The sequence below is a fragment of the Citrobacter sp. Cpo147 genome (genome assembly GCF_030332405.1).
Lineage (GTDB): Bacteria > Pseudomonadota > Gammaproteobacteria > Enterobacterales > Enterobacteriaceae > Citrobacter > Citrobacter portucalensis.
The window spans coordinates 1-19,934 of sequence record NZ_JAOWHX010000031.1; the positions used below are offsets into that span (position 1 = coordinate 1).

A 19,934-nucleotide genomic window follows, 5' to 3' on the forward strand; every position below is an offset into this window, starting at 1 on the left:
AATAAATATCCTCCGGCATAGCCGGAGGTTTTTCTGATGCGCCTATAAGGCTCTGTTACCAGCCGCGCCCTAACAGGCGCATACGATCTGACATTTGCATCAGACTTCGTTACTTACGGCCCGTAAACGGGCTACCCGGATAAGGGATCGATAACTGCTCGCCCATTTTATCCTCTGCAAGCTGGTGCTTTATGTATTCCTGTATCCTTGCTGTGTTCTTACCCACCGTATCTACGTAATACCCACGACACCAGAACTCCCTGTTCCTGTATTTAAACTTCATATCACCAAACTGCTCATACAACATCAGACTGCTTTTACCTTTCAGATAACCCATAAAACCGGATACGCTCATTTTGGGCGGGATTTCCACAAGCATATGGATATGATCTGCACAGCATTCCGCTTCCAGGATCCGCACGTTTTTCCACTCACACAGCTTTCTTAATATGCTGCCTATCGCCCTACGTTTCTCCCCGTAGAATGCTTGTCTTCGGTATTTGGGCGCAAAAACTATGTGATATTTACAGTTCCATCGGGTGTGCGCTAAGCTCTTTTCGTCCCCCATTGGGACCCCCTTTTGATTTCTTGTTTAACCCTTGCAGTTGCCAGACCGCAAGGTGTTTTAACAAATCAAAAGGGGTTTTAATAACTGGCCCAAAGCTGAAAGCTTTCCGGAACCCCCAGCCTAGCTGGGGGTTTTCTGTGCACAAAAAAAGGGCCGGATTTCTCCGGCCCTTTTTATAGCGTCTTAATTACTCGTCAGCGTCATCCGCTGCTGCATCGTCATCGCTTTCCGCTTCAGGTGCGATATCCTCGTCACCTTCAGCTGCACTTCCGTCGATGGAGTCGAGCTCTTCATCATCAACCGGTTCAGCAACGCGTTGCAGACCCACGACGTTTTCGTCTTCCGCAGTACGGATAAGGATCACACCCTGGGTATTACGCCCTACCACGCTGATTTCCGACACGCGAGTACGTACCAGCGTACCTGCGTCGGTGATCATCATGATCTGGTCGGTATCTTCAACCTGCACTGCGCCAACAACGGAACCGTTGCGCTCGGTAACCTTGATGGAGATAACGCCCTGGGTCGCACGAGACTTGGTCGGATACTCTTCCGCCGCCGTACGTTTACCGTAACCGTTCTGAGTAACGGTCAGGATCGCACCTTCACCGCGCGGAACGATCAGCGATACCACGCTATCTTTTTCCGCCAGCTTGATACCGCGTACACCGGTCGCGGTACGACCCATTGCACGGACAGCATCTTCTTTAAAGCGCACCACTTTACCTGCCGCAGAGAACAACATGACTTCGTCACTGCCGGATGTCAGATCTACACCAATCAGTTCGTCGCCTTCGTTCAGGTTAACCGCAATAATACCGGCAGAACGCGGACGGCTGAACTCGGTCAGCGCCGTTTTCTTCACGGTACCGCTGGCGGTTGCCATGAAGACGTTCACGCCCTCTTCGTACTCACGTACTGGCAGAATTGCGGTAATACGTTCGTTAGCTTCCAGCGGCAGCAGGTTGACGATTGGACGTCCACGCGCGCCACGGCTTGCTTCCGGCAACTGATAGACCTTCATCCAGTACAAACGACCACGGCTGGAGAAGCAGAGGATCGTGTCATGGGTGTTGGCCACCAGCAGGCGGTCAATAAAGTCTTCTTCTTTAATGCGTGCTGCTGATTTACCTTTACCGCCACGACGCTGCGCTTCGTAATCGGTTAACGGCTGATATTTCACGTAGCCCTGATGAGACAAGGTTACGACAACATCTTCCTGGCTAATCAGATCTTCGATGTTGATGTCAGCGCTGTTCGCGGTGATTTCAGTACGACGAGCGTCACCGAATTGTTCACGAATCAGCTCCATCTCTTCACGGATAACTTCCATCAGACGATCGGCGCTGCCCAGAATGTGCAGCAGTTCAGCGATCTGTTCCAGCAGCTCTTTGTATTCGTCGAGCAGTTTTTCGTGCTCAAGGCCGGTCAGTTTCTGCAAACGCAGATCCAGAATAGCCTGGGCCTGCTGTTCAGTCAGATAGTACTGACCGTCACGCACGCCAAATTCCGGCTCCAGCCATTCAGGACGCGCGGCGTCATCACCGGCACGTTCCAGCATGGCGGAAACGTTGCCCAGTTCCCACGAACGCGCAACCAGCGCGGCTTTCGCTTCTGCCGGGGTCGGCGCTCGGCGGATCAGCTCGATGATCGGATCGATGTTCGCCAGCGCAATCGCCAGCGCTTCAAGGATGTGCGCACGGTCGCGGGCTTTACGCAGTTCAAAGATAGTACGACGAGTTACGACTTCACGGCGGTGACGTACGAACGCGGCAATAATATCTTTCAGGTTCATTATCTTCGGCTGGCCATGGTGCAATGCAACCATGTTGATACCGAAAGAAACCTGCAGTTGGGTCTGGGAATAGAGGTTGTTCAGAACCACTTCCCCGACCGCATCGCGTTTCACTTCAATCACGATGCGCATACCGTCTTTGTCAGACTCGTCACGCAGCGCGCTGATGCCTTCAACGCGTTTGTCTTTTACCAGCTCGGCGATTTTCTCAATCAGGCGTGCTTTGTTTACCTGATACGGAATTTCGTGAACGATGATGGTTTCACGGCCCGTTTTGGCATCTGCTTCGACTTCCGCGCGTGCGCGAATGTACACTTTGCCACGGCCGGTACGGTAGGCTTCTTCAATACCACGACGACCGTTGATGATCGCGGCGGTCGGGAAGTCCGGACCCGGAATATGTTCCATCAGCCCTTCAATGCTGATGTCTTCATCGTCAATATATGCCAGACAGCCGTTGATCACTTCGGTCAGGTTGTGCGGCGGAATGTTGGTCGCCATACCTACCGCGATACCGGACGAACCGTTCACCAGCAGGTTAGGAATTTTGGTCGGCATGACGTCAGGAATTTGTTCGGTGCCGTCATAGTTGTCGACGAAATCAACCGTTTCTTTTTCCAGGTCAGCCATCAGCTCATGGGCGATTTTCGACATACGGATTTCCGTATAACGCATCGCCGCTGCGGAGTCGCCATCGACAGAACCAAAGTTACCCTGACCATCTACCAGCATGTAGCGCAAGGAGAATGGCTGTGCCATACGAACAATGGTGTCGTAAACGGCGGTATCACCATGAGGGTGGTATTTACCGATTACGTCACCAACGACACGGGCAGATTTTTTATAGGCTTTATTCCAGTCGTTGCCCAATACGTTCATGGCGTAAAGTACGCGACGGTGAACCGGTTTCAGGCCATCTCGGACGTCCGGCAGCGCACGGCCAACAATGACCGACATCGCATAATCCAGATAGGAGCTCTTCAGCTCTTCCTCAATGTTGACCGGTGTAATTTCTCTCGCAAGGTCGCTCATCTAACCGCTATCCCTCTACTGTATCCCGGATTCAAAGGTCGCAAATTATAACACATCCGTGCAGATTCAGGTAAATGGATTCCCCCTGACAGAGGCTTTATTCATCCCGTCAGGCTGATATACTCATTTGCATCGCAAATTTAGGAGTAGAAGCCCCAATGAATGCCGAAAAACCTCCGGTAGCTCACAACGTTGACCATGAAGAAATTGCCAAGTTTGAAGCAGTCGCGTCACGCTGGTGGGATCTTGAGGGTGAATTTAAGCCGCTGCACCGCATTAACCCACTGCGTCTGGGCTATATTACTGAGCGCTCAGGCGGCCTGTTTGGTAAAAAGGTACTCGACGTCGGATGCGGCGGCGGTATTCTGGCGGAGAGTATGGCGCGCGAAGGTGCCACCGTTACCGGACTGGACATGGGTTTTGAACCGCTGCAGGTAGCAAAACTGCATGCACTGGAAAGCGGTATCCAGGTAGAGTACGTACAAGAAACCGTCGAAGAGCATGCGGAAAAGCATGCACATCAGTATGACGTTGTCACCTGCATGGAAATGCTGGAGCACGTGCCAGACCCACAGTCAGTGGTCAGAGCTTGCTCCAGGTTGGTCAAACCGGGTGGTGAAGTATTTTTCTCCACGCTTAACCGCAACGGCAAATCCTGGCTGATGGCGGTGGTCGGAGCGGAATATATTCTGCGCATGGTGCCGAAAGGCACGCACGATGTGAAAAAATTTATTAAGCCTGCTGAATTATTAGAGTGGGTTGACCAGACCGTACTGAAAGAGCGCCATATGACCGGCCTGCATTACAACCCCATCACCAACACCTTCAAACTTGGCCCGGGCGTTGATGTGAACTATATGGTACATACCACCGCCAAGGTTGATTAACCGCTCCAGTAGGCCGGATAAAGCGTGCAACGCCGCCATCCGGCATGCTTACTGGAACCATGCCTGATGACGTTTCGCTTATCAGGCCTACAAATCCTGTGCCAGATCATAAGAACTTTCCTTGCCTTAGATGAAGAAATCAGCACTCGATCAAATTTTCTATTTTTTTTCTCAATTATTGACATCCCCGCCAGGCCTTATAAGACGCGCACTTAGCGATTATCACCCTTTTGCAACCTCAATTTAACCTCAAAATCAACTCTTGTGCTGAAAAGAATCCCTACTAGAATACTCACCATATAGCGTCTATTTTATCAAACAACCCCTACATATAGTATTTATCCACAGACTTAGTCACAACATGACTCTGTGGATAATATGGGGGATATTTTTTCTTTCACGGACAGGTAAAAAACCACATGAATCAGAGTCTGCTGGTGACAAAGCGTGATGGTAGTACAGAGCGCATCAATCTCGACAAAATCCACCGAGTTCTGGATTGGGCGGCAGAAGGACTGAATAACGTATCGATTTCTCAGGTCGAGCTGCGCTCCCACATTCAGTTTTATGACGGAATCAAGACCTCCGACATCCATGAAACAATCATCAAAGCAGCCGCCGACCTGATCTCCCGCGAAGCGCCGGATTATCAGTATCTGGCTGCCCGTCTGGCGATTTTCCACCTGCGTAAAAAAGCCTACGGTGAGTTTGAACCGCCAAAGCTGTTCGACCATGTCGTGAAAATGGTTGAAATGGGCAAATACGACAATCATCTGCTGGAAGACTACACGGAAGAAGAGTTCAAGCAGATGGACTCGTTCATCGTACACGACCGTGATATGACCTTCTCCTACGCTGCGGTGAAGCAGTTGGAAGGTAAATATCTGGTGCAAAACCGTGTTACCGGTGAGATCTATGAAAGCGCACAGTTCCTCTACATTCTGGTAGCGGCTTGCCTGTTCTCTAACTATCCGCGTGAAACACGTCTGCAATATGTAAAACGTTTCTACGACGCCGTTTCTACGTTCAAAATCTCGCTGCCGACGCCAATTATGTCCGGCGTGCGTACCCCAACGCGTCAGTTCAGCTCCTGCGTACTGATCGAGTGCGGCGACAGCCTGGACTCCATCAACGCAACCTCCAGCGCAATTGTGAAATACGTTTCTCAGCGTGCCGGTATCGGCATTAACGCTGGTCGCATCCGTGCGCTGGGGAGCCCGATTCGCGGCGGTGAAGCGTTCCACACTGGCTGTATTCCGTTCTACAAGCATTTCCAGACTGCGGTGAAATCCTGCTCTCAGGGGGGCGTACGCGGTGGTGCAGCCACGCTGTTCTACCCAATGTGGCACCTGGAAGTTGAAAGCCTGCTGGTCCTGAAAAACAACCGTGGCGTCGAAGGCAACCGCGTTCGTCACATGGACTATGGCGTACAAATCAACAAGCTGATGTACACCCGTCTGCTGAAAGGCGGCGACATCACCCTGTTTAGCCCGTCCGACGTCCCGGGTCTGTATGACGCGTTCTTCGCCGATCAGGATGAGTTCGAGCGTCTGTACACCCAATATGAAAACGACGACAGCATCCGCAAACAGCGCGTAAAAGCAGTTGAGCTGTTCTCACTGATGATGCAGGAACGTGCCTCGACCGGTCGTATCTACATTCAGAACGTTGACCACTGCAACACCCATAGCCCGTTTGATCCGGTTGTCGCGCCGGTACGCCAGTCCAACCTGTGCCTGGAAATTGCTCTGCCGACCAAACCGCTGACCGACGTTAACGATGAAAACGGCGAAATTGCGCTGTGTACGCTGTCCGCATTTAACCTGGGCGCTATCGAAAGTCTGGACGAACTGGAAGAGCTGGCTGTACTGGCGGTACGTGCGCTGGATGCGCTGCTCGATTACCAGGATTATCCGATTCCGGCCGCCAAACGCGGTGCGATGGGTCGTCGTACGCTGGGTATTGGCGTGATCAACTACGCTTACTGGCTGGCGAAAAACGGTAAACGCTACTCTGACGGCAGCGCCAATAACCTGACTCACAAAACCTTTGAAGCGATTCAATATTACCTGCTGAAGGCTTCTAACGAGCTGGCAAAAGAGCAAGGCGCATGCCCATGGTTTAACGAAACCACCTATGCGAAAGGTATTCTGCCGATTGATACCTATAAAAAAGATCTTGATGCTATCGCTAACGAACCGCTGCATATGGACTGGGAACAGCTGCGTGAATCTATCAAGACTCACGGCCTGCGTAACTCCACGCTGTCAGCCCTGATGCCGTCCGAGACCTCTTCACAGATCTCCAACGCCACCAACGGCATTGAACCGCCACGCGGTTACGTGAGCATCAAAGCATCGAAAGATGGGATTCTGCGTCAGGTCGTGCCGGACTACGAACACCTGCACGACGCATACGAACTGCTGTGGGAAATGCCAAACAACGACGGCTATCTGCAGCTGGTAGGCATCATGCAGAAATTTATCGATCAGTCGATTTCCGCCAACACCAACTACGATCCGTCGCGCTTCCCGTCCGGAAAAGTACCGATGCAGCAGTTGCTGAAAGACCTGCTCACCGCCTACAAATTTGGTGTTAAAACGCTGTATTATCAGAACACCCGTGACGGTGCGGAAGACTCTCAGGACGATCTGGTACCGTCCATTCAGGACGATGGCTGCGAAAGCGGCGCATGTAAGATTTAATCTTTTGCCGGGTGGCGTAGCGCTTACCCGGCCTACAAATTAATTCGCGGTATTGTAGGCCGGATAAGCAAAGCGCATCCGGCAGTACATTCCAGACAGGATTCACATCAATGGCATACACCACTTTTTCACAGACGAAAAATGATCAGCTTCTGGAACCGATGTTCTTCGGCCAGCCGGTGAACGTCGCCCGCTACGATCAGCAAAAATATGACATCTTTGAAAAACTGATCGAAAAGCAGCTCTCTTTCTTCTGGCGTCCGGAAGAAGTCGATGTTTCTCGCGATCGTATCGACTTCCAGGCATTGCCGGAACATGAAAAACATATCTTCATCAGCAACCTGAAGTACCAGACGCTGTTGGACTCCATTCAGGGACGTAGTCCTAACGTCGCGCTGCTGCCGTTAATCTCGATCCCTGAACTGGAAACCTGGGTGGAAACGTGGGCGTTTTCTGAAACGATCCACTCCCGCTCTTACACCCACATCATCCGTAATATTGTTAACGATCCGGCGGTGGTGTTTGACGATATCGTCACCAACGAGCAAATCCAGAAACGCGCAGAAGGCATCTCCAGCTACTACGACGAATTGATCGAGATGACCAGCTACTGGCATTTGCTCGGTGAAGGCACGCATACCGTTAATGGTAAAACGGTTGTCGTAAACCTGCGTGAGCTGAAGAAGAAGCTGTATCTGTGCCTGATGAGCGTGAACGCGCTGGAAGCGATCCGCTTTTATGTCAGCTTCGCCTGCTCTTTCGCCTTCGCCGAACGTGAACTGATGGAAGGCAACGCGAAAATTATTCGTCTGATCGCCCGCGACGAAGCCCTGCACCTGACCGGTACTCAGCATATGCTGAACCTGCTGCGCAGCGGCGTGGACGATCCGGAGATGGCGGAAATTGCCGAAGAGTGCAAACAAGAGTGCTACGACCTGTTCGTACAGGCCGCGCTGCAGGAAAAAGAGTGGGCGGACTATCTGTTCCGTGATGGCTCAATGATTGGCCTGAACAAAGACATTCTGTGCCAGTACGTTGAGTACATCACCAACATCCGTATGCAGGCTGTTGGACTCGATCTGCCATTCCAGACACGTTCTAACCCGATCCCTTGGATCAATACCTGGCTGGTGTCTGACAACGTCCAGGTTGCGCCGCAGGAAGTGGAAGTCAGCTCTTATCTGGTCGGCCAGATCGATGCCGAAGTCGATACTGACGATCTGAGTAACTTCCAGCTCTGATGGGCCGCGTGACTCTGCGCATCTCTGGCACGCAGTTGCTGTGCCAGGATGAACACCCTTCCCTGCTTGCCGCGCTCGAGTCGCACGATGTTGAAGTCGAATATCAGTGTCGTGAAGGCTACTGCGGCTCCTGCCGTACCCGCCTGGTGGCGGGACAGGTTGACTGGATTGCAGAACCGCTGGCCTTCATTCAGCCCGGTGAAATATTGCCGTGCTGTTGCCGGGCAAAAGGCGATATTGAAATAGAGCTGTAGTGTTTAGTGAACTTCATGCGCGGAGACCAGTACCACGTCTCCGCGTTTTTTCATCTGCATGATATACAACGCCCCGGCCAGTACCACCAGCAGCGCCCCCACCAGATAAATCGCCCGATATCCCACACCCTCGACCATCATCCCCATGATAAACGCGCCGATTGCCATTCCTGCATCCATCGCATTGAAAAACAGCGAATTGGCGATACCAATTTTATGGGGTTCCACCGAACTAATAATTTGTGTCTGAAATACGGGTGTGACCGAACCATAACCGATGCCAATTAATCCACCGGAAATAATCATCATAATGCTACCGTTAGTATAGCCAAGCGCCACCAGCCCGACTGTGAAAGCCAGCAAACACGGATAGACCACGTATTTCGGCCCTTTTTTATCACAAACATTGCCGGTAAAGGTTCGACAGATCATCAGGCAAATGGCGTAACACAACAGGAAATTACTGGCGGCGGCCATCAGATCGAGCTCGCGCGCATACAGTGCGAGAAAAGCGGAAACGCCCGCGTAGGAAAAGGTCATGAAAAACGTCACCATCGCGAAAGGCAGTGCGGCGCGATCAAACATTGCCGCAAATCCCAGCTTCGGTTTTGAGCCGTCAGCATGACGGATAACCGGCGGTACAGCGACAATCAATGACAGGATAATACCCAGTACGGCAACCGCGCTACACAGCCAGAATGCAGTGGCAAAAGCTTCCCAGCGTGCCATGTTCAACCCTACCCACGGCCCCACAACCATTGCCAGTCCCATGGCTAACGAGAAAAAACTGATGCCCTCCCCACGTCGGGAGGCCGGTATCAACCGCGCGGAAATCGTTCCTTTTACCGTGGTAATAACGCCAAACGTTACACCATGAAGCACCCGAATCAACAGCAGTGATTCAATTGAGTGGCAAAAAGGATACAGCGCAGTGACCACCAAAAAGGCCAGAGAAGAGAGCACCAGAATTGTTTTATTCGAATATTTTCCTACCCATTGTCCCGCAAACGGGCGCACAACAATTGCGGCCCCCAAAAAGAAGGTGACTAATAATCCGGCCTTATCTGGAGTGGCATGCAGGCGATCCGAAATATAGATCGGTAACAGCGTGAGCAGGACATAAAAAACAAAAAATATAATAAAGCTGATTATCGTTATTGCCCAAAAATCTTTCGTCCACAGTTTTTCTTTCATATTCGACAACCTGTCCAGACGGCGCACGCAGGCAACGCTCAGCTCAACTGAACTACGGACAGGTGCGTCGAAGAGTGATTTTACGGTAGACCGCAAGTATAAACAGGTCCATTATATTAGAGAAATTAATCGTTTTAATATTGTTGATTAGAGGGAACTAATGACACTAACCCAGATCCACGCCCTGCTTGCCGTACTTGAGTACGGTGGATTTACCGAAGCCAGCAAGCGGCTGTACATGACCCAATCCGCCGTTAGCCAGGCAATTTCAGCGCTAGAGGAAGAGCTAGGGGTTGATATTCTTATCCGAGAACGCCGCAAAGACATTCAACTTAGTCCGGCCGGGAGTCGGATCGTTTCACACCTGCGGACGATCGTGTCTGAAACCAACGCGGTGAAAGAGATTGCCGAGCAGGAGCGACAAAACCCGGCCAGAACCCTGCGTATCGGCTGCTTTCCCAGCGCCTGTGCCTGCATTTTGCCCGGCATCATCCACCACTTCGAACAGCACCACCCGCATATCAAAATTATCCCTTATGAAGAAAACAGCACGGCAATAGTTGATTCCCTGCGCAGTGGGGATATCGATGCGGGATTTGTGCATTTCCCGGTAAATGGCATGTACTGCGTACCGGTGTATCGCGACAAATTTACCGTTGTAGTTCCTGAAAGCCATCCGCTGGCGGCCAATAGCACGATTTCAGTGGAACAACTGGTTGGAGAACCGCTCATTATCAGCAAAGGTCGCTATGAATTAAGCATCATGGCGCTATTTAAAGAGAAGGGGATTGAACCGGTCATTAAATACGAGTTTAACCATCCGGATACCGCGATGAGCTTTATTCGTCAGGGGCTGGGTATAGCATTATTACCGGAATTAACGCTGAAGGCTGTTGGTGGGAAAGTACGCTCAGTCGCGCTGGAACCAACGTTCTATCGACAGATATCCTTACTGGCAAAAGAGCCGCCGGTGGACGGCAGCCCTTTATTTCTCCTGCAGGCATGTATGGAAACGTTGACAGCAGACGGCCTTATCTAGCAGTTAAAACGTTCATCCATTAAGGCCTGTGACCGGAGGTGCATCACAGGCCTTACATCATCACTCTTTATTCAAGAATTTCACTGCTTTGTCGGGGAAGTCGGTGAACAGCCCGTCAACGCCCGCCTTGTTATAAAGAATGTCATACAGCTGGTTTACGTCAGTGGTGTAATCCGGCAGTTGATCGGCGCGAACGGTATAAGGATGCACCACCATCTTACTCTGATGTGCGTCCTGCACCATGCCAGTTAACGAGATATTGCCCTTCTTCGACTTCTCATCAATCAGCATGTGGTAGTCCGGCCCAATGCCGTCCGCATACTGCGCAACCTGCTTCATGGCACCCGGTTTAAACATCCAGTCGTAGTTGTAATTCACCCAACTGCCGTCCGGCTTTTTCTCCTGGGTTTCATTCCAGTCAGTGTACGCAATCAACTGTACCAGATTGAGATCCATCCCCATCTTCGGTTCCAGTTCATTTTTAATGCGCTTCAACTCTGCAACATCAAAACACTGTAGATAGACCTTGTCGTTCTTGTCGGTATACCCGTACTTTTTCAGTACTTCCAGTGTTTTAGCCGCAATGTCCTTCCCTTCCTGGTGATGGAACCACGGTGCTTTCATTTCAGGGTAAATACCGATGTTTTTACCGGTGGAATGATTTAATCCCTGAACAAACTCAATCTCTTCTTCGAACGTGTGCACGCGGAAATCAGATTTACCCATCGGGAAGCGCCCTGGGTAGGTCTGGACCTTTTTGCCATTTTCGATATCGAAGCCTTCGGTAAATTTCAGCGATTTAATTTCATCCAGCGTAAAATCGATGGCGTAGTAACGCCCATCTTTACGCGCACGATCCGGAAAACGCTCGGCAACATCGGTGACGCGGTCAAGATAGTGGTCATGCAGGACGACCAGATGGTCATCCTTGGTCATAACCAAATCCTGCTCCAGATAATCCGCACCCTGGGCATAGGCCATCGCTTTTGCTGGCAGCGTATGCTCCGGCAGATAACCGCTGGAGCCACGATGCGCAATCACGATTTTATCTGCGGCAACCGCTGCACTGCTGACCACCATACCTGCGAGCATCAGCGCCACGCTGAGACTTTTCAATGTGGTTTTCATCTATTAGCCCCCGTTACGCTTCAGTTCCATCTCTTCGTGATGGCGTTTTTCGCCAATCATGACGACTACCAGCAGAATAACCGCCAGCACGCTACCGCCAATCATCACCATAAAGCCGCCGTCCCAACCGAAGAAGTCAACGGTGTAACCAACAATGGCGCTCGCGGCCACAGAACCACCGAGATAACCGAACAGACCGGTAAAGCCAGCCGCCGTTCCCGCCGCTTTTTTCGGTGCCAGTTCCAGCGCGTGCAGACCAATCAACATTACCGGGCCGTAGATCAGGAAGCCGATGATGATCATACAAGCCATATCCACGTTCGGGTTGCCTGCCGGGTTCATCCAGTAAACGATGGTTGCAATAGTTACCAGCGTCATAAAGAACACGCCGGTCGCGCCACGGTTACCACGGAAGACTTTATCCGACATCCAGCCGCACAGCAGCGTGCCCGGAATACCCGCATACTCATACAGGAAGTAGGCCCAGGATGACTTGTCCAGTGCGAAATGCTTCACTTCTTTCAGGTAGGTCGGTGACCAGTCCAGGATGCCGTAACGCAGCAGATAAACAAACACGTTAGCGATAGCGATGTACCACAACAGTTTGTTCGGCAGTACGTACTGCATGAAGATCTGCTTCGCAGTCAGCTCTTCTTCCGCTTTCTCGGTGTAATCGTCCGGATAGTCATTCTTATACTCTTCGATAGGCGGCAGACCACAGGACTGCGGCGTATCACGCATCAGGGCAAAAGCAATCAGCGCGACGACGATCGCACCGAAAGCAGGCATATACAGCGCCGCTTTCCAGTCATTGAACCAGGCCATACCCAGCAGGAACAACAGCGGAGGCAGACCGCCACCCACGTTGTGCGCACAGTTCCAGACGGAAACAATTCCTCCACGCTCTTTCTGCGACCACCAGTGCACCATAGTACGGCCACACGGAGGCCAGCCCATCCCCTGGAACCATCCGCAGAGGAACAGCAGCACAAACATAATAGCAATACTCGATGTCGCCCACGGCACAAAGCCCATGAACAGCATCACTGCGGCGGCCAGAATCAGACCGGCTGGCAGGAAAACGCGCGGATTCGAGCGATCCGAAATGGACCCCATGATGAATTTCGAAAATCCGTAAGCAATGGAGATACCGGACAACGCAAAACCCAGATCGCCACGCGAGAAACCTTGCTCAACCAGATACGGCATCGCAAGGGCAAAGTTCTTACGTACCAGATAGTACGCGGCATAACCAAAGAAAATCCCCAGAAAAATCTGCCAACGTAATCGACGATATGTCGGGTCGATCTCCGCTGCAGGTAAACGCGCCGTGTGTGACGCTGGTTTAAAAATGCTCAACATAGTGTAGCCTCCGTGGCCGTCTTTCATTCGAAGTAAACACTGCAGTTCGTCATTACTACCCTACCGCTCCCAGTGTGGCCGCGATGTTAAGGAAAGATACATAACAAAAATGTGAAACGCAGCACATATTGTTACAGATTTATGACAAATGTTCATAAAGGCGCACGAAATCACGTTTCATTTTCGAATAATGAGCGATTATGCGCGAAATCAAACAATCCATGTTTTTTATGTGGCTAAATGATAAAAAACGAACTGTGAGGAAAAACAATGAAAACTCGCGACTCGCAAACAAGTGACGTGATTATCATTGGTGGAGGAGCAACAGGTGCAGGGATCGCACGTGACTGTGCGCTGCGCGGGTTGCGCGTCATCTTAGTGGAACGCCACGATATCGCCACAGGTGCGACCGGGCGCAACCACGGCCTGCTGCACAGCGGTGCACGCTACGCCGTCACCGACGCTGAATCTGCCCGTGAGTGCATCAGCGAAAACCAAATTCTGAAACGTATCGCCCGCCATTGCGTTGAGCCAACGGACGGTCTGTTTATCACCCTGCCGGAGGATGAGCTGTCCTTCCAGTCCACCTTTATTCGCGCCTGTGAAGAGGCAGGGATTCGCGCAGAAGCGATTGACCCTCAGCAGGCACGTATTATCGAACCTTCTGTGAATCCACAGCTGATTGGTGCAGTAAAAGTACCAGACGGCACGGTCGATCCTTTCCGCTTAACAGCAGCTAACATGCTGGATGCGCGTGAGCATGGCGCGGTTATCTTAACGGCGCATGAAGTGACTGGACTGATCCGCGAAGGCGCAACGGTTTGCGGCGTTAACGTGCGCAATCATCTGACAGGCGAAATGCAGTCCCTGCATGCACCGGTTGTCGTCAACGCCGCTGGGATCTGGGGTCAACGCATTGCGGAATATGCCGATCTGAGCATCCGTATGTTCCCGGCCAAAGGTTCGTTGCTGATTATGGATCATCGCATTAACCAGCATGTCATTAACCGCTGCCGTAAGCCCTCTGACGCCGATATTCTGGTGCCTGGCGATACCATTTCACTGATCGGTACCACCTCGCAACACATTGATTACGACGATATCGACAGCAACCGCGTCACCGCAGAAGAGGTCGATATTCTGCTGCGTGAAGGCGAGAAGCTGGCGCCGATTATGGCGAAAACGCGCATTTTACGCGCCTACTCTGGCGTACGCCCGCTGGTGGCTAGCGACGACGACCCAAGCGGTCGTAACGTCAGCCGTGGGATTGTACTGTTCGATCACGCTGAACGTGACGGACTGGACGGATTTATCACCATTACCGGCGGCAAACTGATGACCTACCGCCTGATGGCGGAATGGGCCACCGATGCCGTTTGTCGTAAGCTGGGCAATACCCAGCCTTGCACAACGGCAGACACCGCGCTGCCTGGCTCACAGGAATCTACCGAGCATACGCTTAAACGCGTGATCTCATTGCCTGCGCCACTGCGCGGCTCGGCGGTCTACCGTCACGGCGATCGCACCCCTGCGTGGCTTAGCGAAGGCCGTCAGCACCGCAGTCTGGTCTGCGAATGCGAAGCAGTCACCGCAGGCGAAGTGCAATACGCCGTCGAGAATTTAACCGTCAACAGCCTGCTCGATTTGCGTCGCCGTACCCGTGTTGGAATGGGGACCTGCCAGGGCGAATTGTGTGCCTGCCGCGCCGCAGGTTTGCTGCAACGTTTTAATGTCACTACCGCAGCGCAGTCCATTACCCAGCTTTCCGACTTCCTCAATGAACGCTGGAAAGGCGTGCAGCCTATCGCCTGGGGAGATGCGCTGCGCGAAAGCGAATTCACGCGCTGGGTTTATCAAGGGTTGTGTGGTCTGGAAAAGGAGCACCAGGATGAAATTTGATACCGTCATTATCGGCGGCGGCCTCGCCGGACTGCTATGTGGCCTGCAACTGCAAAAAAGCGGACTGCGCTGCACGATTGTTACCCGCGGCCAAAGCGCCCTGCATTTTTCCTCCGGCTCACTGGATTTGCTCAGCAGCTTACCCGATGGTCAACCGGTGACGGATATAGAAGCGGGTTTGAATGCGCTGCGCACTCAGGCACCCACACATCCGTATAGCACCATCGGAACGCAGAACGTTCTGGAACTGGCCCAGCAGGCGCAAAATTTACTGGATGAATGCGGAACGCATTTGCAGGGCAAAGTGCATCAGGCGCATCAACGTGTTACCCCGCTGGGCACCCTGCGCTCAACCTGGTTAAGTTCCCCGGAAGTGCCGGTCTGGCCGCTGTCCGCGCAGCGTATCTGCGTTGTAGGGATTAGCGGGTTACTGGATTTTCAGGCGCATCTCGCCGCAGCGTCATTACGCCAACGCAATCTCAGCGTCGAGACGGCAGAAATCGAGCTGCCGGAGCTGGATGTCCTGCGTGATAACCCAACCGAGTTTCGCGCCGTTAATATTGCGCGCCTGCTGGATAACGAAGATAAATGGTCGCTGCTCTATGACGCATTGCTGCCAATGGCAAAAACCTGCGACATGATAATCATGCCGGCATGCTTTGGTCTGGCCGATGAGCGGCTCTGGCAGTGGCTTAACGAGCGCCTCCCCTGCTCGCTGACACTGTTACCGACCCTACCACCTTCGGTGCTGGGCATGCGTTTGCACAACAAATTACAGCGCCAGTTTGTGCGCCAGGGCGGTGTGTGGATGCCGGGTGATGAAGTGAAAAAAATCACCTGTCAGGATGGCGTGGTCAGCGAAATCTGGACCCGAAATCATGCCGATATCCCCTTGCGGCCACGTTTCGCCGTGCTCGCCAGCGGCAGCTTCTTCAGCAGCGGGCTGGTCGCCACGCGTGAGGCAATCCACGAACCAATCCTGGGACTTGATGTACAGCAAACAGCTACCCGCGCCGAGTGGTATCAGCGTGATGTTTTCGATCCACAACCGTGGCAACAGTTTGGCGTAACAACCGATACCGCATTGCGTCCATCACTGGCGGGAAAAACGATAGAGAACATGTATGCCATCGGTTCCGTCCTCGGCGGATTCGACCCTATCGCCCAGGGTTGCGGAGGCGGCGTGTGCGCAGTTAGCGCCTTACATGCCGCGCATCATATTGCGAAACGTGCAGGAGGACAGCAATGAGCGACACACGTTTTGAAAGTTGTATCAAATGTACGGTGTGCACCACCGCCTGCCCGGTAAGCCGCGTCAATCCGAGCTACCCGGGCCCTAAGCAGGCCGGCCCGGACGGTGAACGTCTGCGCCTGAAAGATGGCGCGCTATATGACGACGCACTGAAATACTGCATCAACTGTAAACGCTGCGAAGTGGCCTGTCCGTCAGACGTGAAAATCGGCGATATCATCCAGCGCGCGCGTGCCAAATACGACACGACGCGCCCATCGTTGCGTAACTTTGTCTTAAGCCATACAGATTTAATGGGTAGCGTATCCACCCCCTTCGCCCCAATAGTGAATACCGCCACCTCATTAAAACCGGTGCGTCAATTGCTGGATTACGCGTTAAAAATCGATCATCGCCGTACGCTGCCGAAGTACTCCTTTGGCACCTTCCGCCGCTGGTATCGTAGCGTTGCCGCACAGCAGGCGCAGTATCAGGATCAGGTCGCCTTTTTCCACGGCTGTTTTGTGAATTACAACCATCCCCAGCTCGGCAAAGACCTGATCAAGGTTTTGAATGCGATGGGAACCGGCGTGCAACTGCTGAGTAAAGAGAAATGCTGCGGCGTGCCGCTGATTGCCAACGGTTTTACCGATAAAGCGCGTAAGCAGGCAGTAAGCAACGTGGCCTCACTCAGAGAGGCAATTGATGGCAAAGGCATTCCGGTGATTGCCACCTCATCAACCTGTACCTTTGCGCTACGTGATGAATATCCGGAAGTGCTGGATGTCGACAACTCAGGCCTGCGTGAACACATTGAACTGGCAACCCGCTGGCTATGGCACAAGCTGGATGAAGGTAAAACGCTGCCGCTGAAAACGCTGCCGCTGAAGGTGGTCTATCACACGCCATGTCACATGGAGAAAATGGGCTGGACGCTCTATACGCTGGAGCTACTGCGACAAATTCCAGGGCTGGAGCTGACGGTGCTGGATTCTCAGTGTTGCGGGATTGCCGGGACTTACGGCTTTAAAAAGGAAAACTATCCGACTTCACAGTCTATCGGCGCACCGTTATTCCGCCAGATTGAAGAAAGCGGCGCTGATATCGTCGTCACCGACTGCGAAACCTGTAAATGGCAGATTGAGATGTCAACAAGCAAGCGCTGCGAACATCCTATCACCCTGCTTGCCAAAGCGTTGGGTTAACTCTGTTGCCCGGTAGCATTTGCTACCGGGCATTTTTGCGTAGCCCGTTCCGCTTAATTGAATACGTTGCAGTCGGGCGTATTTATCTCTGATTCATCCACGCAAAGAACCCATTTCCCACATGCAGTGCATATTAAAAGTAGATACCGTCACGCCATCTTCTCTTTCCGGTGACGGACTACCATGGCTAAATCCACTACATCTACACCGCATGATGCCGTTTTTAAAAAGATAATGTCTTACCCTGAGATGGCTCGGGATTTTCTGGAGATACACCTTCCCATCGCATTACGTGAGATATGTGATTTACAAACGCTGAAGCTGGAGTCCACCAGTTTTATCGAACAGGATCTCCGCGCATACTACTCCGACGTAGTGTGGTCACTAAAAACCCGCGAAGGCCTGGGCTATATCTATTGTGTTATTGAACATCAGAGTACCGCGGTACCGCACATGGCATTTCGCCTGATGCGATATGCCACCTCGGCAATGCAGCATCATCTTGATGCCGGCAATAAAACGCTGCCGCTGGTGATCCCCATGTTGTTTTATCACGGCCAACAAAGTCCTTATCCCTGGTCGCTCAACTGGCTGGATGAATTTGACAATCCACAGCTGGCACGACAACTGTATTCAGAGGCTTTTCCGCTGGTCGACATTACCGTAATACCTGACGATGAAATCGCGCAGCATCGCAGGGTTGCGCTGCTTGAGTTGATGCAAAAACATATCCGCGATCGTGACTTAATGGGGTTAGTGGATCGACTGGTCTCGCTATTAGTTACAAGCACTGCTAATGACAGCCAGCTACAAACGCTATTTAATTACCTGATACGGTACGGCGACGTTTCTCGCGTCAGCGAGTTTATCCGCGAAGTTGCCGAACGATCCCCCCATCACAAGGAGAAGCTGATGACAATTGCAGAGAGACTCAGGCAGGAAGGCCACCAAAATGGACTGCAAGAAGGGATACAGCAAGGGTTAGAACAAGGAATGCAAAAAGGGTTAGAACAAGGGGTGCAAAAAGGTACGCAAGAAGAAGCCTTACGTATCGCTCACATAATGCTGGAACAAGGTATTGATCGTGATTTAGTTCAGTTAATTACCGGGCTATTGCCTGGCGATACCACCGCATGAGCCAGATTGGGAAGGCATTTAGCCTTCCCAATCAATGATTAAATCGTCAACGACTCAACCACTTCGATCCAGCCGTGTTCGCTAGCGATATCCTGATTGTTAAGCCAGCGGCGCAGCATATTTAGCGCCATCATCGCGCACACTTCCTGACGAATCGCCAGACTGTAGCGATTTGCATTCAGCCGTACGCGCAAGGCGTGTGTCCCATCAGGCGTGGCCAGCGCAAAGTTAATATGTTCGTTTTCGAAAGCCGATATCGCGAGCGCCAATCCAGCATAATGCTTGCTGCGTCGCTCGGTTATCCAATGCGCCGTTTGTGCCAGCGTTTCTTCCTGGGGCGGAACCACTTCACTCGCCAATAACGGAGCATTCGCACGAGAAAGCTGCAATGCCACCAGACCACCGGTGAATTGTTCGCTCAGCGTCAGGCTGTATTGCCGTTCCTGCAATGTGCGGGCGATTTGCGCGGGTAAGCCTTCCGTACCTTCAAAAATCATATTCTGCCCGGCAACCCGCTTAACTTCTGGCCACAGCGCCAGCATCGCTTCCCGTTGGGAATCCGGACCGGTCAGCTTCAGCTCAATAATCGGCATTGAGGAGCGATAGCCCATTGTTACTCCCGGAGGCAACGGGAGCGGATCCAGGCTCTGCGCCAGGTCGCTTTCAGAACGGCCAAATGTGGTTAATCGCAGGCATAACGGGGGTTGAGCCAAAGAGAAACGCTCACGCAAACGAGGCAGGATCTCATGCTCCACCATGACTTTGAATTCTGACGGTACACCCGGTGTAAAGAACATCAGGCAGCGGTTAAGCTTCAGGGCGAACCCACACGCGGTACCCACCGGATTATTGATAAACTCAGCGCTGGCTGGGAGTTCAGCCTGTTTGCGGTTGCTTGACGCCATCACGCGGCCACGATCGCGGAAATATCGCTCCATCTCGGCCAGCCATGCTTCATGCAACACCAGCCCTTCGCCTTTTGCCGCTGCCGCTGCCAGCGCGCTCAAATCATCGCTGGTAGGTCCCAGACCGCCATTAACGATCAGTACATCGGCGTGTTCGCTACGCTCACGCAAAATGGCGACCAAATCGTTAAGATTGTCACCTACCGTGTTGCGGCGTGTTAGCGGTAAACCCTGATTAAAGAAAAAATCGGCCAGCCAGGCGGCATTAGTGTCGACGATTTGTCCGTGCAACACTTCATCCCCTGTGGATAGCATCTCCACGTTTAACATCGTGTTCTCCTGCTTTTATGAT

At 52.3% G+C, this 19,934-nt stretch carries 15 protein-coding genes; 9 read left to right on the plus strand and 6 right to left on the minus strand.

Annotated features, from left to right (window positions below):
- Nucleotides 1–109 precede the first annotated feature (109 nt).
- Both tnpA and gyrA read right to left on the minus strand, forming a co-directional pair.
- A complete protein-coding gene (gene tnpA, locus OGY06_RS09815) occupies nucleotides 110–568 on the minus strand; it encodes an IS200/IS605 family transposase (RefSeq protein ID WP_057069660.1) in 459 nt (152 codons plus the stop codon).
- A gap of 187 nt (nucleotides 569–755) precedes the next feature.
- The gene (gyrA, locus tag OGY06_RS09820; RefSeq protein WP_003834662.1) at nucleotides 756–3,395 is read right to left on the minus strand and encodes a DNA topoisomerase (ATP-hydrolyzing) subunit A; all 2,640 of its coding nucleotides are present in this window, start codon (nucleotides 3,393–3,395) and stop codon (nucleotides 756–758) included.
- A 158-nt stretch (nucleotides 3,396–3,553) separates the two neighbouring features.
- On the opposite strand from gyrA, the gene ubiG reads away from it, so the two are divergent.
- From ubiG to yfaE, 4 genes are all read left to right on the plus strand, one after another.
- Entirely contained in the window at nucleotides 3,554–4,282 is a 729-nt protein-coding gene (gene ubiG, locus OGY06_RS09825; RefSeq protein ID WP_003834665.1) for a bifunctional 2-polyprenyl-6-hydroxyphenol methylase/3-demethylubiquinol 3-O-methyltransferase UbiG, read from the plus strand.
- A gap of 419 nt (nucleotides 4,283–4,701) precedes the next feature.
- Nucleotides 4,702–6,987 carry a class 1a ribonucleoside-diphosphate reductase subunit alpha gene (gene nrdA, locus OGY06_RS09830; protein WP_003834667.1) on the plus strand — a complete coding sequence of 762 codons (2,286 nt, stop codon included), beginning with the start codon at nucleotides 4,702–4,704 and terminating at the stop codon, nucleotides 6,985–6,987.
- A gap of 110 nt (nucleotides 6,988–7,097) precedes the next feature.
- Nucleotides 7,098–8,228, plus strand: coding sequence for a class Ia ribonucleoside-diphosphate reductase subunit beta (gene nrdB / locus OGY06_RS09835; RefSeq protein ID WP_003834668.1), 1,131 nt, complete (start codon nucleotides 7,098–7,100; stop codon nucleotides 8,226–8,228).
- Nucleotides 8,228–8,482 (plus strand): ferredoxin-like diferric-tyrosyl radical cofactor maintenance protein YfaE, encoded by a 255-nt coding sequence (gene yfaE, locus OGY06_RS09840; RefSeq protein ID WP_003027609.1) that lies wholly within the window; start codon nucleotides 8,228–8,230, stop codon nucleotides 8,480–8,482. The genes nrdB and yfaE overlap by 1 nt, the downstream gene beginning before the upstream one ends.
- A gap of 3 nt (nucleotides 8,483–8,485) precedes the next feature.
- Here yfaE and OGY06_RS09845 read toward each other — a convergent pair whose 3' ends face one another.
- Nucleotides 8,486–9,676, minus strand: a complete 1,191-nt coding sequence (locus tag OGY06_RS09845) for an MFS transporter (RefSeq protein WP_200921360.1) — start codon at nucleotides 9,674–9,676, stop codon at nucleotides 8,486–8,488.
- 160 nt (nucleotides 9,677–9,836) lie between these two features.
- On the opposite strand from OGY06_RS09845, the gene OGY06_RS09850 reads away from it, so the two are divergent.
- Nucleotides 9,837–10,715 (plus strand): LysR family transcriptional regulator, encoded by an 879-nt coding sequence (locus tag OGY06_RS09850; protein ID WP_008785317.1) that lies wholly within the window; start codon nucleotides 9,837–9,839, stop codon nucleotides 10,713–10,715.
- Nucleotides 10,716–10,775: 60 nt separating this feature from the next.
- Here the strand turns inward: OGY06_RS09850 and glpQ are convergent, their stop codons facing one another.
- Both glpQ and glpT read right to left on the minus strand, forming a co-directional pair.
- Nucleotides 10,776–11,843, minus strand: coding sequence for a glycerophosphodiester phosphodiesterase (glpQ, locus tag OGY06_RS09855; protein WP_286605240.1), 1,068 nt, complete (start codon nucleotides 11,841–11,843; stop codon nucleotides 10,776–10,778).
- 3 nt (nucleotides 11,844–11,846) lie between these two features.
- Entirely contained in the window at nucleotides 11,847–13,205 is a 1,359-nt protein-coding gene (gene glpT, locus OGY06_RS09860; protein ID WP_003834677.1) for a glycerol-3-phosphate transporter, read from the minus strand.
- Nucleotides 13,206–13,475: 270 nt separating this feature from the next.
- Between glpT and glpA the strand changes: the two genes are divergently transcribed.
- The 4 genes from glpA (at nucleotide 13,476) to OGY06_RS09880 (ending at nucleotide 18,677) form a co-directional block, all read left to right on the plus strand.
- Complete coding sequence (gene glpA / locus OGY06_RS09865) at nucleotides 13,476–15,104, plus strand: anaerobic glycerol-3-phosphate dehydrogenase subunit A (protein WP_125112623.1); 1,629 nt, start codon at nucleotides 13,476–13,478, stop codon at nucleotides 15,102–15,104.
- Complete coding sequence (gene glpB, locus OGY06_RS09870) at nucleotides 15,094–16,353, plus strand: glycerol-3-phosphate dehydrogenase subunit GlpB (RefSeq protein WP_003834683.1); 1,260 nt, start codon at nucleotides 15,094–15,096, stop codon at nucleotides 16,351–16,353. The genes glpA and glpB overlap by 11 nt, the downstream gene beginning before the upstream one ends.
- A complete protein-coding gene (gene glpC / locus OGY06_RS09875) occupies nucleotides 16,350–17,540 on the plus strand; it encodes an anaerobic glycerol-3-phosphate dehydrogenase subunit GlpC (protein WP_286605246.1) in 1,191 nt (396 codons plus the stop codon). The genes glpB and glpC overlap by 4 nt, the downstream gene beginning before the upstream one ends.
- 183 nt (nucleotides 17,541–17,723) lie before the next feature.
- Nucleotides 17,724–18,677 (plus strand): Rpn family recombination-promoting nuclease/putative transposase, encoded by a 954-nt coding sequence (locus OGY06_RS09880; RefSeq protein WP_286605248.1) that lies wholly within the window; start codon nucleotides 17,724–17,726, stop codon nucleotides 18,675–18,677.
- A gap of 38 nt (nucleotides 18,678–18,715) precedes the next feature.
- Here the strand turns inward: OGY06_RS09880 and OGY06_RS09885 are convergent, their stop codons facing one another.
- A complete protein-coding gene (locus OGY06_RS09885; protein ID WP_125112624.1) occupies nucleotides 18,716–19,912 on the minus strand; it encodes a nicotinamide mononucleotide deamidase-related protein YfaY in 1,197 nt (398 codons plus the stop codon).
- Nucleotides 19,913–19,934: the final 22 nt, after the last annotated feature.